The sequence below is a fragment of the Sporosarcina pasadenensis genome (genome assembly GCF_047228845.1).
Lineage (GTDB): Bacteria > Bacillota > Bacilli > Bacillales_A > Planococcaceae > Sporosarcina.
Map to the genome: position 1 here is coordinate 1 of NZ_JBFEGM010000018.1, position 17,667 is coordinate 17,667.

Annotated in this window: 17 protein-coding genes and 3 tRNA genes; 14 read left to right on the plus strand and 6 right to left on the minus strand. The window is 44.6% G+C overall.

All coding sequences use genetic code 11. From position 1 onward, the window contains the following. Nucleotide 1: 1 nt before the first annotated feature. The 3 genes from AB1K89_RS16945 to AB1K89_RS16955 all read left to right on the plus strand — a co-directional run bounded on the left by AB1K89_RS16945 (nucleotide 2) and on the right by AB1K89_RS16955 (nucleotide 257). Nucleotides 2-76 (plus strand) — tRNA-Asn (locus AB1K89_RS16945). Nucleotides 77-86: 10 nt separating this feature from the next. Further along, a tRNA-Ser gene (locus AB1K89_RS16950) sits at nucleotides 87-177 on the plus strand. An 8-nt stretch (nucleotides 178-185) separates the two neighbouring features. Continuing rightward, nucleotides 186-257, plus strand: a tRNA-Glu gene (locus tag AB1K89_RS16955). A gap of 490 nt (nucleotides 258-747) precedes the next feature. On the opposite strand, the gene AB1K89_RS16960 is transcribed toward AB1K89_RS16955, so the two are convergent. Beyond that, on the minus strand, nucleotides 748-1,497 hold the full coding sequence (locus AB1K89_RS16960) for a TraR/DksA C4-type zinc finger protein (RefSeq protein ID WP_413055879.1): 750 nt from the start codon (nucleotides 1,495-1,497) through the stop codon (nucleotides 748-750). A gap of 163 nt (nucleotides 1,498-1,660) precedes the next feature. Then, nucleotides 1,661-2,608, minus strand: a complete 948-nt coding sequence (locus tag AB1K89_RS16965) for a 1,4-dihydroxy-2-naphthoate polyprenyltransferase (RefSeq protein ID WP_413055880.1) — start codon at nucleotides 2,606-2,608, stop codon at nucleotides 1,661-1,663. Between the two features lie 154 nt (nucleotides 2,609-2,762). On the opposite strand from AB1K89_RS16965, the gene AB1K89_RS16970 reads away from it, so the two are divergent. The 5 genes from AB1K89_RS16970 to AB1K89_RS16990 all read left to right on the plus strand — a co-directional run bounded on the left by AB1K89_RS16970 (nucleotide 2,763) and on the right by AB1K89_RS16990 (nucleotide 9,032). Further along, nucleotides 2,763-4,148: an isochorismate synthase gene (locus AB1K89_RS16970; protein WP_413055881.1), complete on the plus strand. Its 1,386-nt coding sequence runs from the start codon at nucleotides 2,763-2,765 to the stop codon at nucleotides 4,146-4,148. After that, nucleotides 4,141-5,853 (plus strand): 2-succinyl-5-enolpyruvyl-6-hydroxy-3-cyclohexene-1-carboxylic-acid synthase, encoded by a 1,713-nt coding sequence (menD, locus tag AB1K89_RS16975; RefSeq protein WP_413055882.1) that lies wholly within the window; start codon nucleotides 4,141-4,143, stop codon nucleotides 5,851-5,853. Before AB1K89_RS16970 ends, menD begins: the two co-directional genes overlap by 8 nt. Further along, a complete protein-coding gene (gene menH / locus AB1K89_RS16980) occupies nucleotides 5,840-6,691 on the plus strand; it encodes a 2-succinyl-6-hydroxy-2,4-cyclohexadiene-1-carboxylate synthase (protein ID WP_413055883.1) in 852 nt (283 codons plus the stop codon). Before menD ends, menH begins: the two co-directional genes overlap by 14 nt. Next, nucleotides 6,688-7,506: a 1,4-dihydroxy-2-naphthoyl-CoA synthase gene (menB, locus tag AB1K89_RS16985; protein ID WP_252503896.1), complete on the plus strand. Its 819-nt coding sequence runs from the start codon at nucleotides 6,688-6,690 to the stop codon at nucleotides 7,504-7,506. The genes menH and menB overlap by 4 nt, the downstream gene beginning before the upstream one ends. Nucleotides 7,507-7,580: 74 nt before the next feature. Then, nucleotides 7,581-9,032, plus strand: a complete 1,452-nt coding sequence (locus AB1K89_RS16990) for an o-succinylbenzoate--CoA ligase (protein ID WP_413055884.1) — start codon at nucleotides 7,581-7,583, stop codon at nucleotides 9,030-9,032. 36 nt (nucleotides 9,033-9,068) lie between these two features. Here the strand turns inward: AB1K89_RS16990 and AB1K89_RS16995 are convergent, their stop codons facing one another. Then, nucleotides 9,069-10,031 carry a metal ABC transporter substrate-binding protein gene (locus tag AB1K89_RS16995; protein ID WP_413055885.1) on the minus strand — a complete coding sequence of 321 codons (963 nt, stop codon included), beginning with the start codon at nucleotides 10,029-10,031 and terminating at the stop codon, nucleotides 9,069-9,071. 117 nt (nucleotides 10,032-10,148) lie between these two features. Then, a complete protein-coding gene (yidD, locus tag AB1K89_RS17000; RefSeq protein ID WP_413055886.1) occupies nucleotides 10,149-10,379 on the minus strand; it encodes a membrane protein insertion efficiency factor YidD in 231 nt (76 codons plus the stop codon). Between the two features lie 102 nt (nucleotides 10,380-10,481). On the opposite strand from yidD, the gene AB1K89_RS17005 reads away from it, so the two are divergent. The 6 genes from AB1K89_RS17005 to AB1K89_RS17030 all read left to right on the plus strand — a co-directional run bounded on the left by AB1K89_RS17005 (nucleotide 10,482) and on the right by AB1K89_RS17030 (nucleotide 14,308). Then, nucleotides 10,482-10,931, plus strand: coding sequence for a Dps family protein (locus AB1K89_RS17005; protein ID WP_413055887.1), 450 nt, complete (start codon nucleotides 10,482-10,484; stop codon nucleotides 10,929-10,931). A 64-nt stretch (nucleotides 10,932-10,995) separates the two neighbouring features. Then, the gene (locus AB1K89_RS17010; protein ID WP_413055888.1) at nucleotides 10,996-11,175 is read left to right on the plus strand and encodes a putative motility protein; all 180 of its coding nucleotides are present in this window, start codon (nucleotides 10,996-10,998) and stop codon (nucleotides 11,173-11,175) included. Nucleotides 11,176-11,292: 117 nt separating this feature from the next. After that, nucleotides 11,293-12,618 carry an NAD-dependent malic enzyme gene (locus AB1K89_RS17015; protein WP_413055889.1) on the plus strand — a complete coding sequence of 442 codons (1,326 nt, stop codon included), beginning with the start codon at nucleotides 11,293-11,295 and terminating at the stop codon, nucleotides 12,616-12,618. A 59-nt stretch (nucleotides 12,619-12,677) separates the two neighbouring features. After that, nucleotides 12,678-13,037 (plus strand): transposase, encoded by a 360-nt coding sequence (locus AB1K89_RS17020; RefSeq protein WP_252503889.1) that lies wholly within the window; start codon nucleotides 12,678-12,680, stop codon nucleotides 13,035-13,037. Nucleotides 13,038-13,128: 91 nt separating this feature from the next. Then, on the plus strand, nucleotides 13,129-13,524 hold the full coding sequence (locus AB1K89_RS17025) for an NUDIX hydrolase (protein ID WP_413055890.1): 396 nt from the start codon (nucleotides 13,129-13,131) through the stop codon (nucleotides 13,522-13,524). Beyond that, nucleotides 13,514-14,308, plus strand: a complete 795-nt coding sequence (locus AB1K89_RS17030; RefSeq protein WP_413055921.1) for an alpha/beta hydrolase family protein — start codon at nucleotides 13,514-13,516, stop codon at nucleotides 14,306-14,308. Before AB1K89_RS17025 ends, AB1K89_RS17030 begins: the two co-directional genes overlap by 11 nt. A gap of 91 nt (nucleotides 14,309-14,399) precedes the next feature. Here AB1K89_RS17030 and AB1K89_RS17035 read toward each other — a convergent pair whose 3' ends face one another. Continuing rightward, nucleotides 14,400-15,788 carry an MFS transporter gene (locus AB1K89_RS17035; RefSeq protein ID WP_413055922.1) on the minus strand — a complete coding sequence of 463 codons (1,389 nt, stop codon included), beginning with the start codon at nucleotides 15,786-15,788 and terminating at the stop codon, nucleotides 14,400-14,402. A 164-nt stretch (nucleotides 15,789-15,952) separates the two neighbouring features. Beyond that, nucleotides 15,953-17,539, minus strand: coding sequence for a phosphoenolpyruvate carboxykinase (ATP) (gene pckA / locus AB1K89_RS17040; RefSeq protein WP_413055891.1), 1,587 nt, complete (start codon nucleotides 17,537-17,539; stop codon nucleotides 15,953-15,955). Nucleotides 17,540-17,667 lie beyond the last annotated feature (128 nt).

Consider the following 17,667-nt stretch of genomic DNA (forward strand, 5'->3'; position numbering starts at 1 on the left):
TTCCGCAGTAGCTCAGTGGTAGAGCAATCGGCTGTTAACCGATCGGTCGTAGGTTCGAATCCTACCTGCGGAGCCAAACTTTATACGGGGAAGTACTCAAGTGGCTCAAGAGGCGCCCCTGCTAAGGGCGTAGATCGCGAAAGCGGTGCGAGGGTTCGAATCCCTCCTTCTCCGCCATATTTATTGGCCCCTTGGTCAAGCGGTTAAGACACCGCCCTTTCACGGCGGTAACACGGGTTCGAATCCCGTAGGGGTCATACAAAGAAAGCAAGTGTAGAAGAGTTAATTCTTCTACACTTGTTTTTTTATTGATTTAGTTATGGGAAAATAGTTGTACTAAAAGCGCTTTAATTGATTCATGACTCATAAACACTTTTAGGAACCCATACTCGTTCTAAAGCACGCATAATTCCTTTTAGAAGGGCATAAACAGCATATACAGCGCTTAATCCTGCTAGATGCATAAAAGCTCCTTAAGAGCAGCGTAAACGTTTTAGCAACGCATAAACGACGTTGCGCACGTATAACTCCGGAGATGCGTACATAAGATTAGTTATGCGTGTTTATTTCAATTTATGCGGCTTTATTCCGATTTATGCTTATGTAATATGATTTATGAGCAATTCCTCGATATTATGCGTGTTTGATTTGATTTATGCGTGAAATCCTAAGTTTATGCGGATTATAGATTTACAATCAAAAAAGACAGTGGCGGAAAGTCAATATCCCGACTTTCCGCTACTGCTCTTATTTTTCGCCCGTATAGCTATCCCTGAGATGATAGGGGATGTCACCAAGAGGTGATTCTAAACCTTCTGCATCTAATTCATCCTCATACTCCTCCGAAATTTCGGATCTTACAAATCCTCTCGTTTCGCCTGTGATGTCTGTACTGATGAATTCCTCGACTTCTTCCACCGCTCCGTCCAATATTTCATCATCATAAAGAGTATTATAGTCATCATGATCTCCTATAAAATCGGAAGGTGTTTCTGATGTACCCGATTTAGCTATTTCTTGAAAGCTGTCTTCACTGTCTCTTTCATTGTGTTCTCTATGAGTGGTTTCCCTTCTATCCGCGAAAGTGTTTGGATTCGCCATGATTAGAACATCCTCTTCCGATGGCCGGTCATTCGGTACAGACTGGTCCGGAGTATGGTCGATGCAGTATGTGGTATATGGAAGAGCCTCAAGCCTCTCATATGGAATTTCAGTCTGGCATACTTCACAATATCCGTATGTCCCGTTTGTCAAAGCTTCCAAAGCACGTTCCACCTTGCCGGATTCATCGCTCGCATGCACATTTAAGGCGAGATCCTTTTCCCTTTCAAATAGCTCCGTGCCCATGTCCGCAGGGTGATTGTCGTAAGTTGATAATTCTCCTACTTCTTCGCGTGCAGAGTCTCTAATATCTGTTCCACTTTCAGTTTTCTTGAATTGGGACTTCATTTCCAATAGACTTTCCTTGAGCATTGTTTTCTGTTCATTCGTTAACATATTCAAGCACATCCTTTATGTTAGTTGCATTAGTATGGTCATTGCCCGTTGACTTCATAATGAAAGCATTGTATCTTCTCAATTCCTTTTGAATCGATGAACTAAACATGGAATTCAAATACAGACAAAAAAAGACTTGCTAACATAAGCAAGTCCAACGAAATTATTGTATATGTCCGATCAGGATGCCGATACCTAATAATAAACCGAACAAAGTATTTGTAACTGCCGTGTTCTTCATTGCAGGCATCACTTGCAATGGAAGCAGGTGAGTGCGGAAAGTTTTAGTGGCGTTTATCGGTTTGCGGACACTTAGAAATACAAGCAGTGCCCAAGGTGTTAGATATCCTAAAACGATCAGTATGATTATCCAACAATAAGCAACGATAAAGAATGAAGCGAGGATTGTAATCGCATTGGATCTTCCTACAAGGATGGCCAACGTCTTCCTGCCGCCTTCTTTGTCGCCCTCTAAATCACGGATGTTGTTTGATAACATGATGGCAGCGACGAGAAGCATGCTTGGGATGGAAATGAGAACTGCGTCGGTCGTCACTACTCCCGTCTGTATATAGAAGGCGATGAGAATGAGCAGCATTCCCATGACGACACCTGAAACGACCTCGCCAAAAGGTGTGTAAGCGATCGGAACCGGTCCACCCGTGTACAAGTAACCGATGAGCATCGAGATGGCTCCGACTACGGCCAACATCCATGAAGTTTCCATGCAAATATAAATACCGATCAGCACGGACACTGCATATAATACGAGCGCTATATTCAATACGGTTTTGGGTTTGACGCCATTCCGGACGATTGTACCGCCGATTCCAACTGAATTCTCATTATCCAGCCCGCGCTTGAAATCATAATATTCATTGAACATATTTGTAGCCATCTGAATGAGAAGGCTGGCAATTAACATGGCGAAAAATAACGGAAAATGTATTTTTCCGTGAGTTAAAGCAATCATTGTCCCTAGGAAAACTGGAGCGAAAGCCGCAGTCAGTGTATGAGGCCTAGTAAGTTGCCACCATATCCGCCATCCGGAATCAGCTTTAATAGTCTGTTGCAATGTATTCTCTCCTATCCTTTTGTTTCCGTTATCCATTGTACTCCAAATCGACGGAAAGAGGTATCGTTGTTTGCATTATCTATGCGAGAATGTCGATATTCCGGTATAATGGAACTAAGAAACTCATTCTTCTACAAAAAAATAGTGTTTCATTGCAAGACGATGGATTGAAGATGAAGGAGAGAAAATGATGGGTCATAAGATGACGGATGTTCGTGAAATGCAAAAAGTGATAATATCTCCCAGTACACGCTTCTTCACGGAAACTGTCGAAGTGGGAAGAATATCGCCCTTGTCTTTCTTTGAAGCGGGTGCTTCTCTATACAAAGACAAACGGTTCTATTGGCAAAATGCCGATAAGACATTGACACTTGTCGGGATTGGACATGCTTACACGTTGGCGTCCGAAAAAGCCGGAAGCCGTTTTAAGGACATATCGGAGAAGTGGAAACAGCTTTGCTCCATATTAATAAAAGAAGAAAAAGATATCGATCCCGTCCTTTTCGGAGGATTTTCATTCGACGAGAAGAACAGGAAGGAATCGGAATGGGGTGAATTCCCATCGGGTTATTTCGTTGTACCGTCTTTCCAATTGAAAATTGAGGAAGGGAAGACGATGGTCTCCATCAATATGATTACAGATCGCAAAGAAGCTGCCTTGGATTTTGAGAAGCTTCGGGAAGAAAGGGACAAACTGATCCATATCGCTCAGGTGGAGGAGTTTGATTTTACGAATCATAATAAAGTCATAGCAACGATAGAACGTGATAAAGAACAATATTTGAGTGCCGTGGAAAACGCAACCGAGTCCATACGTAAAGGAAGGGCTGACAAAGTCGTCATTGCCCGTGCGCTAGAGCTCCAATTTGAGCATGACATAGATAGCGTTAAAGCATTGCATTCGATTACAAATGAACAACAAGAGAGCTATCATTTCGGACTTCAAAAAGGGAAGTCGCTTTTCTTTGGCGCAACGCCTGAACGTCTAATTGAGATCAAAAACGGAAAAGCCTACTCGGCATGTGTAGCTGGATCGATTCGCCGCGGAAAATCAGCTCAAGAAGATCGGAAGCTCGGTGATGAGCTTTTGGGCGATCGGAAGAACCGGGAAGAGCATCAGTATGTTGTCAGTATGATTTCCAACGTCTTTCATAAATATTGTAATGAAGTCCTCATACCGAAAACACCGAAACTGATGAAAATCAGGGATATTCAGCATTTATACACATCTGTTGAGGGGACGCTCGGACAGGAAAATGATATCTTCTCATTCGTACAAGCATTGCATCCGACGCCTGCATTAGGAGGAGTTCCAACAGATGTCGCGTTGGAAATCATTCGGCAAGAGGAAGACATGGATCGCGGGTTTTACGCTGCTCCAATCGGTTGGACAGACGCAGCAGGCAACGGAGAATTTGCGGTGGGCATCCGTTCAGCTCTGTTACATGAGGACAGGGCATATTTGTATGCAGGGGGAGGAATCGTTGCGGATTCCGTTCCTGAACTCGAGTATGACGAGACTTGGGTGAAATTCAGACCGGTATTGCGGGCGCTTGGAGGAAAGTTGAATGGATGAACGACGAGTTTTGACCGACCATGTATTGCGAATGAGAGATACGTTGCTTCGGGCGGGGGTGAAGGAGGCAGTCATTAGCCCTGGCTCCCGTTCAACCCCTCTCGCCTATGCATTCGCGTCATCTGACAAAATGCAGACATACATGCAAGTGGATGAAAGGTCGGCAGCTTATTTCGCTCTAGGCTTAGCAAAGGCATCCGGCAGACCGGTAGTTCTTTTATGTACATCGGGAACGGCAGCGTCGAACTACCATCCTGCAATTACCGAGGCGTTCTATGCCCGTATCCCGTTGATTGTCCTGACGGCTGACCGTCCTCATGAATTGAGAGGCGTCGGCGCTCCGCAGGCGATCGATCAGTTGAATATGTACGGTAAGCATGTGAAATTCAGTGTGGATCTTCCATTGGCGGAAGACAATGAAGAGTTGGATTGGTTTTTGGAAAGGCATGTCAATCGTGCCATTTCCGTTGCGATGACAAAACCGATGGGGCCGATCCATTTGAACATTCCATTGCGAGAGCCTTTACTGATCGATTTCGACAGGAAACCGCGTGCATCGACTTTCGTTGAAAGGGTTCATGGGGATATCGAACTTACGACAAGTCAAAAACAATCGCTTGCCACTCTTTTTGCAAATGCGGAAAGAGGATTGATCATTGCAGGGGAGCTGCCTGTCGGGTTCGATAAACATGCATTTTGGAATTTTGCGAAGCGATTGCAATGGCCGGTTTTATGTGATCCATTATCCAATTTACGATCGGAAGTACCTAAGGACTGCCGAACATTATGTATCGCTCATTATGATGCTCTGTTGAAAAGTGAAACGTTCCAAATGAAAGTAGTGCCTGATATGGTTATCCGTTTCGGCACGCAGCCGGTTTCAAAACCATTATCGTTATTTTTGAAGAAGCACCGGCCGGATGTATTTATGGCTATCGATGAATCACCTGAATTCAGGGATTCGCTAGGCGTCGTCACTCATCACTTACAAACTTCACATGAATCCGTTTATGACGTTCCAGAACAGCAGGAAAGCGCCTCCTATCGTGAGATCTGGTCTTCCGCAGAGGAATTCGCTGAATCGGAAACAAGTCGGTATAAAGGGATGGCAGGGGACGAAGGAGTCATTGTGAAAACATTATTCGACATGCTTCCTGACGGCAGTGACTTAATAAGCGGCAGCAGCATGCCAATCCGTGACGTCGACACGTTTTTCTGCAAAACGGAGAAGGAAGTCACCATATTTTCCAATAGGGGTACAAATGGGATAGATGGGGTTGTCTCCACGGCATTCGGTATCGAGGCGGCACGCAAAAGACCTACGTATTTGCTCATCGGCGATTTGTCGTTTTTGCACGATGTCAATGGATTGATCGTCTCTCGGTTCCATAAGACGAATTTGACAATCATTATTTTGAATAACGACGGCGGTGGGATTTTTTCATATCTTCCACAATCTACAGTTGAAAACCATTTTGAAGAGCTATTTGGAACACCGACAGGATTGACGTTCGAGCACATCGGCGCCATGTATGACACTCAATACGCGGCCGTTCACACAGTTGATGAGTTCCAGGCTGAACTTCAAAAAGAAAAGACGAAGGACGTCCGGATTATTGAAGTGTTCACGAGCAGACCTGTGAATGTAAAAGCACATCGCGCTTATTGGGCCGAGATCATAGAGGAGCTGGATGAAAATGAATGATCTCCAGCTTCCAGTGCGCGGGCTTTCGGTCCATATCGAGATGGAGGGAGAGCCTCATTTACCCACAGTTGTTTTTTTGCATGGGTTTACAGGAACTTCCACCACTTGGAATGAAGTTCGGAACGAATTCAAAGGAAAATATCGGACAATTGCCATCGACTTGACAGGGCATGGAAAAACAACTGTTCCCGACAAGCCGGAACGTTATTCCATGGAGGAACAGATTGAAGACTTGGAAGCCCTTTTTGAGCAGCTCGCATTGGATTCTTTTTATTTGGTAGGCTACTCAATGGGTGGACGTATCTCTCTCGCGTTTACAATCCAGTATCCGAAGCGGGTAAAAGCTTTAATTCTTGAGAGCTCATCTCCAGGGCTGTTGGACGAACAGGACAGAACCGCACGGAAAGCAGCGGATAAGCTGCTCGCTAGAAAGATAACTGAAGAAGGCATCACGTCTTTTGTCGATAAATGGGAGAGTATCCCGCTGTTTGAATCTCAAAAAAGCCTCCCCTATAAAAAAAGGGAGGCCATAAGGGAAGAACGATTGCAGCAAAGTGAAATAGGGCTCGCGAACAGTCTGTTAGGAATCGGAACAGGCAGCCAAGAATCCTATTGGAATGCTCTTAGTTCGATGCCAAATCCTGTTTTTCTCATCACTGGGGAGCTTGATGCGAAATTTGTAACAATTGCCCGGGAAATGAATGCTTTGGCCCCTACATGGCGACATACTGTCGTTCCAATGGCGGGACATGCAATTCACGTGGAAAAACCGCGATTGTTTGCTACAATGATTAAGGAGTATTTGCTAGACATACAAATTGGAGGAGGAAGAAAATGACTCGTCAATGGGAAACAATCCGTACATATGAAGATATTAAATATGAGAAGTACAACGGCATTGCAAAAGTGACCATCAACCGTCCAGAAGTACGCAATGCATTCCGCCCTAAAACAGTAATGGAGCTGATCGATGCGTTCTCTCGAGCACGAGATGATAGCAGCATCGGAGTCATCATACTGACAGGTGAAGGTGAAAAGGCATTTTGCTCCGGAGGCGACCAATCTGTCCGTGGACATGGAGGTTATGTCGGAGATGATGAAATTCCACGTCTGAACGTCCTGGATCTGCAAAGATTGATCCGTGTCATTCCGAAGCCAGTCGTTGCAATGGTTGCGGGCTACGCAATCGGTGGTGGGCATGTACTGCATGTCGTATGTGATTTAACGATTGCGGCAGACAATGCACGTTTTGGACAAACAGGACCGAAAGTCGGTTCATTTGACGCTGGATATGGCTCGGGTTACTTGGCTCGCATCGTCGGTCATAAAAAAGCTAGAGAAATTTGGTTCCTATGCCGCCAATATGATGCACAGCAAGCATTGGATATGGGCCTCGTCAATACAGTTGTCCCTTATGAGCAATTGGAAGACGAAACAGTCCAATGGTGTGAAGAGATGCTCTCCATGAGCCCAACTGCACTCCGTTTCCTTAAAGCGGCAATGAATGCTGATACAGACGGACTTGCAGGTCTTCAACAAATGGCTGGGGACGCTACTTTGCTTTATTACACAACGGAGGAAGCGAAAGAGGGACGCGACGCTTTCAAAGAGAAGCGCAAGCCGGACTTCGGACAATTCCCACGTTTCCCTTAATATTGTTAAGTATACTCAATTTTTCAAGCTGCCTGTATAACTAGGCAGCTTTTCTATTCGAAGGAGGTGAGCGTATGATTCCTAATTGGTTAGTGCAAAGAGCATATTTGACGCCAAATCGGCTGGCTCTCTCGTTTGGAGACGAGCAATGGACATTCCAGCAGCTAGCGGATCAAGCGTCTACCATTGCCCGGAAATTAAAATGGAATGATTTGAATGAAGGGGACAGGATTGCCTTATTGGGCCGGTCGACACCAGAGATGGTATTTGTCATCCATGGTTGTCTATTGGCGGGGCTTGAAATAGTCATGTTGAACAGCAGGCTTTCATCCAAAGAGATTTCTTGGCAGTTGAATGATTGCGACGCATCTACTTTAATTGTTGATGATGAATTGATTGATCGTATTGAAGGGATTAACACTCCAAAACTTACATTTTCCGACATTGAATCGAGCGGGACGAAAGATTTTTCGTTTATGAAAATGTGGGAACCGTCAAGGACGATTACAGTCATGTATACGTCAGGGACTACAGGCTTTCCGAAAGGTGTCAGGCAGACGGCTGGCAATCATACATCGAGTGCTTTATCCTCCGTATTGAATTTAGGATTAACGGAAGATGACATGTGGCTTTGTACGATGCCATTATTCCATATTAGCGGATTTTCAATACTTGCAAGGTCAGTCATATATGGAATGGGTGTAAGGCTGTATGAAAAATTTGATGCCGAAGCGATTGTGGAGGAAATTCAAAGAGGTACTGTGACGAGAATATCCGTTGTTGCGACAGGATTGCACCGGATTCTCGAGGAATTTGAGAAAAGCGGTATGGTTGCACATCCTTCATTTCGGACGATGTTAGCTGGTGGCGGCCCAGTGCCGGATGATTACTTGCGTAGAGCTCGGACGCACCAGCTGCCTGTCTTACAGACGTATGGAATGACGGAAACGAGTTCACAGACCGCAACCCTTTCATCTGAAGACGCCTTACGGAAGTCCGGCTCCGCAGGCAAACCTCTATTCTTTAATCGGATCAAGATAAGAGATGCGGAACAGCCGGGAGATTTTGGGGAAGTGCTCGTTATGGGGCCCCACGTGACGCCGGGTTATATTGGCCATGCAGCGGACAAGAATCCCTTAGAGGACGGATGGCTGCCGACAGGAGATATCGGTTATATCGATGAGGAAGGCTATTTATTCATTGTCGATCGACGCTCGGACTTGATCATCTCTGGTGGGGAAAATATTTACCCTGCGGAGATTGAAAATGTGCTTATTTCACATTCTCAAGTAATAGAGGCAGGCGTGTGCGGACAAAGCGATCCCGAATGGGGTAGTGTACCAATCGCGTTCATCGTAGGCGACAAACAGCTGACCGAGTCAGATTTGGAACAGTATTGTAAAGGACAGCTCGCCGGTTATAAGACTCCAAAAGCATTCCATTTTGTCGATCACCTGCCGCGAAACGCATCAAACAAACTGCTCCGCCGCGAACTGAAAGAATGGGCGGAGAAAAATAAAAAGTAGAGAGGGACCTCATCAGTGGTATCCCTCTCTACTTTTTCATTTATTGACGCTTAGTGCCTTTTCGAATACACGCAAGTTATGTTCCATTAACGTGAAATATGTTTCCTCGTTCTTTATATCCACTTGAGTGAGGACCCCTAGATTGTGAAGCATCAAAGATTCGGCGCCGACTTCCTTTCTAACGACTTCTGTCAGCTTTGATGAAACATTTTGTTCGAATAAAATATATTGAACATTTTCATCCTTGGCTTGCTGAACAATTTTTGCGAGTTGTTTCTGGGAAGGCTCGCTCTGCGAATTCAATCCTGCAATCGCCACTTGTTGTAATCCATATTCATTGGCAATATAGCCGAATGCGGCATGTGAGACGAAATATGTCTTCGTCTTGGCTTTGCGGGCCATTTCCTTGAACCGTTCATCCAATTCCATTAAGTCATCTTCCAAAAGGTCAAAGTTCCTTTCAAAAGTTTCTTGCTGGTCGGGCATTTTTGAAATGAGCGCTTCTTTGATGGAGGAGGCGAGTTCAATACTAAGGACAGGCGAAATCCAAACATGAGGATCGAATTGACCGTGCTCATGACCATGTTCATCATGTCCCTCGTCCTCATGATGTTCTTCTTTCAATTGTTCTTTCGATAGGGACTCCGCTGTTGCCACCAACTCGACATGTTCATTCTTTAACGTCTTTTGGGCACTTTCGACAAATCCTTCAAGACCGAGACCGATATAAAAGAACAGATCGGCATCGGAAAGCGCAATCATGTCTTTCTGTGTAGGATCGAATGAATGCTCATCCGCTCCAGCCGGATATATCGACTTGACATCGACAAAATCCCCGCCAATCCGCTCGGTGAAATATTGAAGGGGATAGACAGTCGTATATACTGTCAATTTTCCTTCGTTGCTCGTTCCTGTCTTGCTTTTATCATTTTTGTTCCCACAAGCGCCAATGAGTAATATCATGACGAGTCCAAGGAGAACGAGTGATTTCTTCTTCATAAGTAAATCCTCCGCTAACTTAATAGTAATCATTACGATTTAATTGCTTTCTTATAATACAAGATATGTACAGTTTTCGCAATAGAAAAGAAAAAAACCGGCCAAAGCCGGTAAATCTTAATTTTTTTTATCAGTCTTGTCCGGAACCGGATCGAAGCCGCCTTCATGGAAAGGATGGCATTTCAATATCCTTCGAATCGTCAGCCATGCCCCTTTTAACGCGCCGTGCTTCTGGATTGCCTCCACACCGTAATGTGAACAAGTAGGATAAAAACGGCATGATGGCGGAGTGAGCGGAGAAATGATTTTTTGATATATTGTAATGATACCGATTAGAATTGTCTTCATTGTATGGCCCCTTGCTTTCTCTTCTATGTTTAGTTTATTTCTTTCAGTGGTAAATTAACAGAGGAAAGCATTATAAATAAGAATTTGAAGAGGGGTTTTTTTATGTCCAAGGAATTAATAGAAGAACTGAATGTACAAGTATCCACATGGTCGGTCATGTATGCCAAGTTGCATAATTATCATTGGTATGTGAAGGGCAACCAATTTTTCACCCTACATGCTAAGTTTGAGGAGCTTTACAACGAGGCGACGGCTCATATGGATGAAATCGCTGAAAGAATTTTGACGCTTGGAGGAAATCCGACAGCGACATTACAAGAACATTTGGAGCAGTCGGTCGTAAAAGAGGCAAAAGGTGATGAGAATGCCGAGGGCATGGTGAAAACAATCGCCGATGACTTCGATAAAATTATGAAATCCTTGAAAAAAGGGATGGAGCTTGCGGCAGAGGCTGGCGATGATATGACTGAAGATATATTGAATGCGACGTATCAAAGCATTGAGAAGCATCAATGGATGTTACATGCATTTCTGGGTGAAGATAATAAATAAAAGCAATTGTACTTAAATTATTTATTTGTTCTCCGATAATAGCATTGTAGAGGAGGAATCGTTTATGAACATGAACTCCATCATGGCAAGCCAATTGAGAAGTTTACAATCAACCGTCCAATTGAGTGTCATGAACAAGGCTTTATCGGTGAATGCGACTGCAGTGACAGATATGCTGCAAAGTATGCAGGACCAACCGGCGGCACATCCTTATAAAGGTTCGGCTGTCGACATAAAGGCATGATAACAGGCGCGAATTTCCTTGCAATCTAGGGAATTCGTGCTTTATTTTTGTTGACGCCATTTAATATGTGTAAAATGGATTACGGGAAGGTAAGAGGATTACATAGGAGGCGACATCATGTCACATATCCAATTCATAAGGAATCTAATTATTGAAACGCCATCAAAGCCAGGAAACTTTGCAAAAGTGGCAACAGCCATCGGCGAATTGAAAGGTGATATTGGAGATATCCAAACGATAAAGGTTGGCACTTTATCGACAATTAGGGATGTTTCCGTACAGTGTACGAGCGAGGAGCAGTTGGAGGAAATCGTATCGGCGATTAATGCGATCGGGGAAGGCATTCAAGTTCATGCTGTTACGGATGATGTATTGCACGCGCATGAAGGCGGCAAAATTGCGATGAAGAGCCGTGTGGAAGTCCGCTCATTAGGAGACCTTCGGAGAATTTACACACCGGGAGTCGCCAATGTTTGTAAAGTGATTCAAAATGATCCGGCGCAAGCCGATTATTTTACAGGAATCTCAAATACGGTCGCCATCGTGACAGACGGAACGGCGATATTAGGACTGGGGAATATCGGTCCAGTTGCAGGGATGCCAGTGATGGAAGGGAAGGCGGTATTGTTCGATCAATTCGCAGGCATTAGCGGAATTCCGATATTGCTCGATACGAGCGATCCTGATGAAGTTGTGGAAACCGTCAAGCATATCCATCAAAGCTTCGGCGGGATTCTTTTGGAGGATATTGGGTCACCACATTGTTTCGAAATCGAAGAACGGCTGAAAGCGGAACTGCAGATTCCGGTCATGCATGATGACCAACACGGAACAGCAGTCGTCACACTCGCTTCGGCTCTTTCAGCATGCCGTCAAACAGGTGTGGAATTGGCACAATCAGTTGTCGGACAAATTGGATTGGGTGCTGCAGGTCTTGCCATCAGTCGAATGTTCATGGCATATGGCGTAAAGGAAATGCGCGGGGTCGACCCGAATCCGGAAGCGATCGATCGACTGAGACAACATGGAGGCATCGCTTTGGACTCCGTCGAAGAGATCATGCAGTCTTGTGATATCGTCATTGCGACGACCGGAGTGCAAGGGTTGATCAAACCGGAGATGGTCCGTAAAGGCCAGATCATTTTGGCGCTGTCCAATCCGAATGCGGAAATTGAGCCTGAAGATGCATTAGAAGCAGGTGCCGCATTTGCCGCAGATGGCAGACAAGTGAACAATATACTTGGTTTCCCTGGGATTTTCCGAGGAGCATTGAATGCACACGCGAAAAACATCTCATATCCGATGCTGATTGCCGCTGCACTCGCAATTTTGGATAGTACGAAACCGGGTGATCTTGTCCCGCATCCATTAGATCCGGCAGTACACGAAAATGTGGCGAATGCGGTTGAACGCGTCGCGAATGAAGAAGCAAATTCCATATAACATGCATTGAATCGTTTATCCAAAGTGAGCCATACTACGACAAAAAAAGGATGGGTCATATGGAAAACGATAAAGTTAGAATGTACGTATCGATTGCCAATCAGCAAGTATATCCACATAAGCATGCATCACCATGGGAATATGAGGTGGAGATGAGCAGGGAGTTTCTTCCGGTCTTCCAACAATTGTTCAGACAAATGGATCGGCTGGAATTCCGGAACTTCCTGCGATCTCATTTGCCATATGTCCCGTATCATTATGATCGGGACAATCATGATGTCGATCGCAGGACGATGATGCTTTATGCTTTGATCCATGAATTCACGGATGATGAAACGAAGAGGTTCATTGAACAGCTGCCGTATTTTGCGAAGGGCAGACCAATGATCACATCAGCTCCCATTCAACCATCCAATTGACTTTGAAAGGACGTGAAGTCAAATAGCAACGACATTTAAAGATTTACAAGGAGCGCATGTCGAGCTGACTTTCGGTAAGAATCGATTCGGCATGGAAGCGAGACATGTGCTTGTTGTATTGAAGCACGAGGAGAGATGGCTCGTTACTCGCCATTCCGTTCGAGGCATTGAATTTCCCGGAGGCAAGGCGGAAGACGGTGAAACGATTGTAGAAGCCGCGATACGTGAAACGATAGAGGAAACAGGTGTGACAATTACTGATCTTGTTAAATTTGCTGAATACGTCGTCATGAGCAATGTGACATTTTGCAAGGCTGTTTTTACAGGGAAAGTGTCCAACATCGATGAAAATCCCCAGTTATTCGAAACGGAAGGCGCTTTGTGGTTGACCGATCAAGAATTGGCTAGCTGCAAAGAGTTGAGTTTTCATATGAAAGATGCCGGGATGGCGGAAATACGGAAGTGGGTGGATGCAAATGTTTCCTAATGGAGCTATTTTGTACAGAAGGGATTATCCATCACCGAACCCAAATATCCGTCTAGAAGAATTAACGTATTGGTCGGATGGGTTTAAAGTGAAGGGATTGCTAGCTGAACCGGCAAGTGGAGGGAACTATGAAGGGATCATCTACTTGCGCGGGGGCATGCAGCATGTCGGCATGGTCCGTCCTGCAAGGATTGCCCAATTCGCTTCACAAGGCTTTGTCGTATTTGCTCCTTATTATCGCGGCAACAGAGGTGGGGAAGGCCGTGATGAATTTGCCGGAGCTGATCGGCAAGATGCGGTCAATGCCGTTGAAGTTCTGAAGCAGAGCCCGAGGGTGAACAAGGACCGCATCCATTTGTATGCTTTCTCCCGTGGAGGCATCATGGCGCTTTGGACAGCGATTTTGCGTGAGGATATTTCGTCAGTTGTAACATGGGCCGGCGTCTCGGATGTCATCTTTACATATAATGAACGAAAAGATATGCGCAGGATGATGAAGCGGGTAATTGGCGGCACTCCGAATAGTATGCCGGATGCGTATCGTGAGCGGACAGCTTTATTCCGAGTGGATGAAATTACAGCTCCAGTTTTGATTATCCATGGCATGAAGGATGATAATGTTTCTTTCGAGCAGGCGATTTTGCTTGAGGACGCTTTACGTGAGAAGGAAAAAAAGTACGAGACTTGGTATTTCCCCGACTATAATCATTATTTCCCTCCTGCACATAATGCACAAATCGTCCGGGATTTGTGTAATTGGATGAGAAGGCAGGGGAATGAATAGAGCCTAACAAAAAAACAACCGTCTTGGTTGTTTTTTTCATGTGAAGGGGTTGTCTAGAAAATATAGCTCCCGACAACCCCGATACACACCCTTATTTCGCTACGCTTTTCCCTGCATTATTTGGAACAAGGAAGATGATTGAGATCAATGCGATTGCGGCAAAAATGACGTTGGCGATAATACCTCCACTTGCTGCGGCATGCACCCCGCTATTTTCTGAAATCACCGCATATACAGTAGCTGAAATCGCGACTCCAAAAGCTCCACCGAGGGAACTTGCCATTTTATAAATTCCTGAAGCGGCACCAATTTTTTCATCCGGTGCATTTGAGACGGCAGTATCGGTGGAAGGGGTCGCATAAATTCCTAACCCAAATCCGAATACAGCAAAACCTATAAATACGACGACAGTATAGGCGAGATCCGGTAAAAACGTTAGACCCATCACACCAACCCCGACGAGTGTAAATATAGTACCCCAAACCATTGGTTTTTTTGCGCCGACTTTTTGAAGAATCTTCTCTCCGACGCGAATCATGGATAGTACGACAATTAAGTATCCGATGGAAAGCATACCTGATTGAAAAGATGTAAATCCTCGACCTTCTTGTACGTACGTATTTGCAACGACAAGCGTTCCAGCAACAGCATTTAGCAAGAAGTTTGAAATAGTTGCCCCTGTATACGGCATGTTTTTAAATAATTTAAAATCAATTAATGCGTTCTCTTTGCCGTTCTCAACTTTAATAAAGGCAAAAGCGCCAACAACTGCAACGGCTATCAATACGATTGTAACCCAGTTGGTCCAACCAAGTTTATCACCTTGTGTGATGAAAATATTCAACGCCAACATTGTGATGATGAATACAATTAGACCGCTAACATCAAACTTGGAACTTCCTGTTTGTTTTGCTTTACTTTCAGGTGTGTCTTTAATTAACCACAAGGCAAGAACTGCAAAGATAATGGAGAAAATGAAAATCCATTTCCATCCCAAATATGTTGCAACTGCTCCACCAAATAAGGAACAAACACCAGAACCACCCCAAGAACCGATTGACCAGTAACTAAGTGCTCGTTGGCGTTCAGCCCCTTCGAAATATGCTTTCATCAAGGCGATCGTTGCTGGCATAATACAGGCGGCTGATATACCTTGAATAATCCGGCCGACAATGAGTAAGAATGATCCGGTTGCAAACACTAAACAAAGGGAGCCGATGATACTTAATATAAGCCCAATGTTTGTCAGTTTCTTCCGCCCCAGTTTATCGGCAAGACCACCAGCTGCTACGATAAAGATACCAGAGAATAACGCAGTTAAACTAATTGCGATATTCAATGTACTTGAAGAAACTCCTAGGTCAGATTGAACTGCAGGAATAACGTTTACCATTGCCTGAGCAAATAACCAAAACGTTAATACCCCAAACACAATACCTGTGATCAATTTATTCGTACCTTTATAGGCAGTTGTCATAATCTACTCTCCCTTATTGTATTTCCTCATTTCATTGTTTGCAGAACCACTCGTTCTATGCATGCCAATATTGGGGCGACTTTTGCGGGAGAGAGAAAACATTGCAGGATAACAACAATAAAAAGATCCAAGTGCATAATCGCACCTGGATCTTAAATTCTAATTTATTAGGCGATTGGTCCGCCTTTTTTAGTGATTTCTTCCGAAACGTGACCGAACTTTTTGAAGTTCTCACGGAATAGATCTGCCAATTCTTTCGCTTTTGTATCATAAGCTGCTGGATCGCTCCAAGCATTGCGAGGGTTCAACACTTCAGTCGGAACACCGTCAATCGCTCTTGGCATAGCCAGACCGAAAATAGCATTCTGTTCAAACTCAACATCGTTCAATTTGCCGGCAAGTGCTGCGCGGACCATTGTGCGTGTATGTTTCAGTGCCATACGCTGACCTACGCCGTAAACTCCACCAGTCCATCCTGTGTTGACAAGGAAGACCTGTGCATCATGCTCATCGATTTTCTTCCCGAGCATTTCCGCGTAAACCGTTGCAGGTAATGGTAGGAAAGGGGCACCGAAGCAAGTTGAAAAAGTAGCTTCAGGTGAAGTGACGCCACGCTCAGTTCCTGCAAGCTTCGAAGTGAAACCGCTCAGGAAGTGATACATCGCTTGTTCCTTCGTCAATTTTGAAATCGGAGGCAATACGCCGAATGCATCTGCAGTCAAGAAGACGATTGTCTTTGGATGTCCGGCAGCTGAAGGCACTGCAATATTGTCGATATAATGGATTGGATATGCCGCACGCGTATTTTCAGTCAATGAATTATCGTCGTAATCTGGCTTGCGCGTCTTCTCATCTAAAACAACGTTTTCCAAGACCGAACCGAAACGGATTGCTCCGTAAATTTCAGGCTCTTTCTCTTGTGAGAGATTGATCGTTTTCGCGTAGCAGCCACCTTCGATATTGAATACGCCATGATCGGACCAGCCGTGCTCATCATCACCGATCAACTTACGGTCAGCATCTGCTGAAAGCGTCGTTTTACCTGTGCCGGAAAGGCCGAAGAATAGAGCTACGTCCCCATCTTCACCGACGTTTGCCGAGCAGTGCATGGAAAGGATTCCACGTTCAGGCAGCAAGTAGTTCATGACGGAGAAGATCGATTTTTTCATTTCTCCAGCATATTCTGTACCGCCAATCAACACAATGCGCTTCTCAAGTGATACAATGATGAAGGTTTCGGATTTTGTTCCATCCACAGCAGGATCCGCTTTGAACGTCGGAGCTGCAATAACTGTGAATTGCGCTTCATGCGTCTTCAACTCTTCTGCGGTAGGGCGGATGAACAAGTTATGAACGAATAGGTTTTGCCATGCGAATTCATTGATGACTTGGATTGAAAGCTGAGAGTTCTTGTCAGCTCCTGCGAAGCCTTTGAATACGAATAGCTCTTCCTTTGCTTTTAAATGGTTAAGAACTTTATTATATAATGAGTCAAAGATTTCAGGTGAAATCGGGCGGTTCACTTTGCCCCAGTCGATTTTGTCTTTAGAAGAATCTTCTTCGACAATATACTTATCTTCAGGCGAACGGCCAGTATACTTTCCTGTCTCGGCAGTAAGTGCGCCGTCTGCGGAAAGTTTCGCTTCTCCACGGGAAGTCGCTTTTTCAACCAATTCCGCCACTGAAGGCTGTATGTTTACGTTGTTGCCTGAAAGTAACTCGTGTAATCCGTTTTCAATTTTAGCTGAAATCATTTTATTCGTACCGTCCTTTGCATATAATCCCACATTGGTGGGTATCATCACATTTCCTAAATAGTATAACACATTTAGAATAATAATCTATACTAATTAAAAACTCAAGTATATATGTTTAAAAAGGT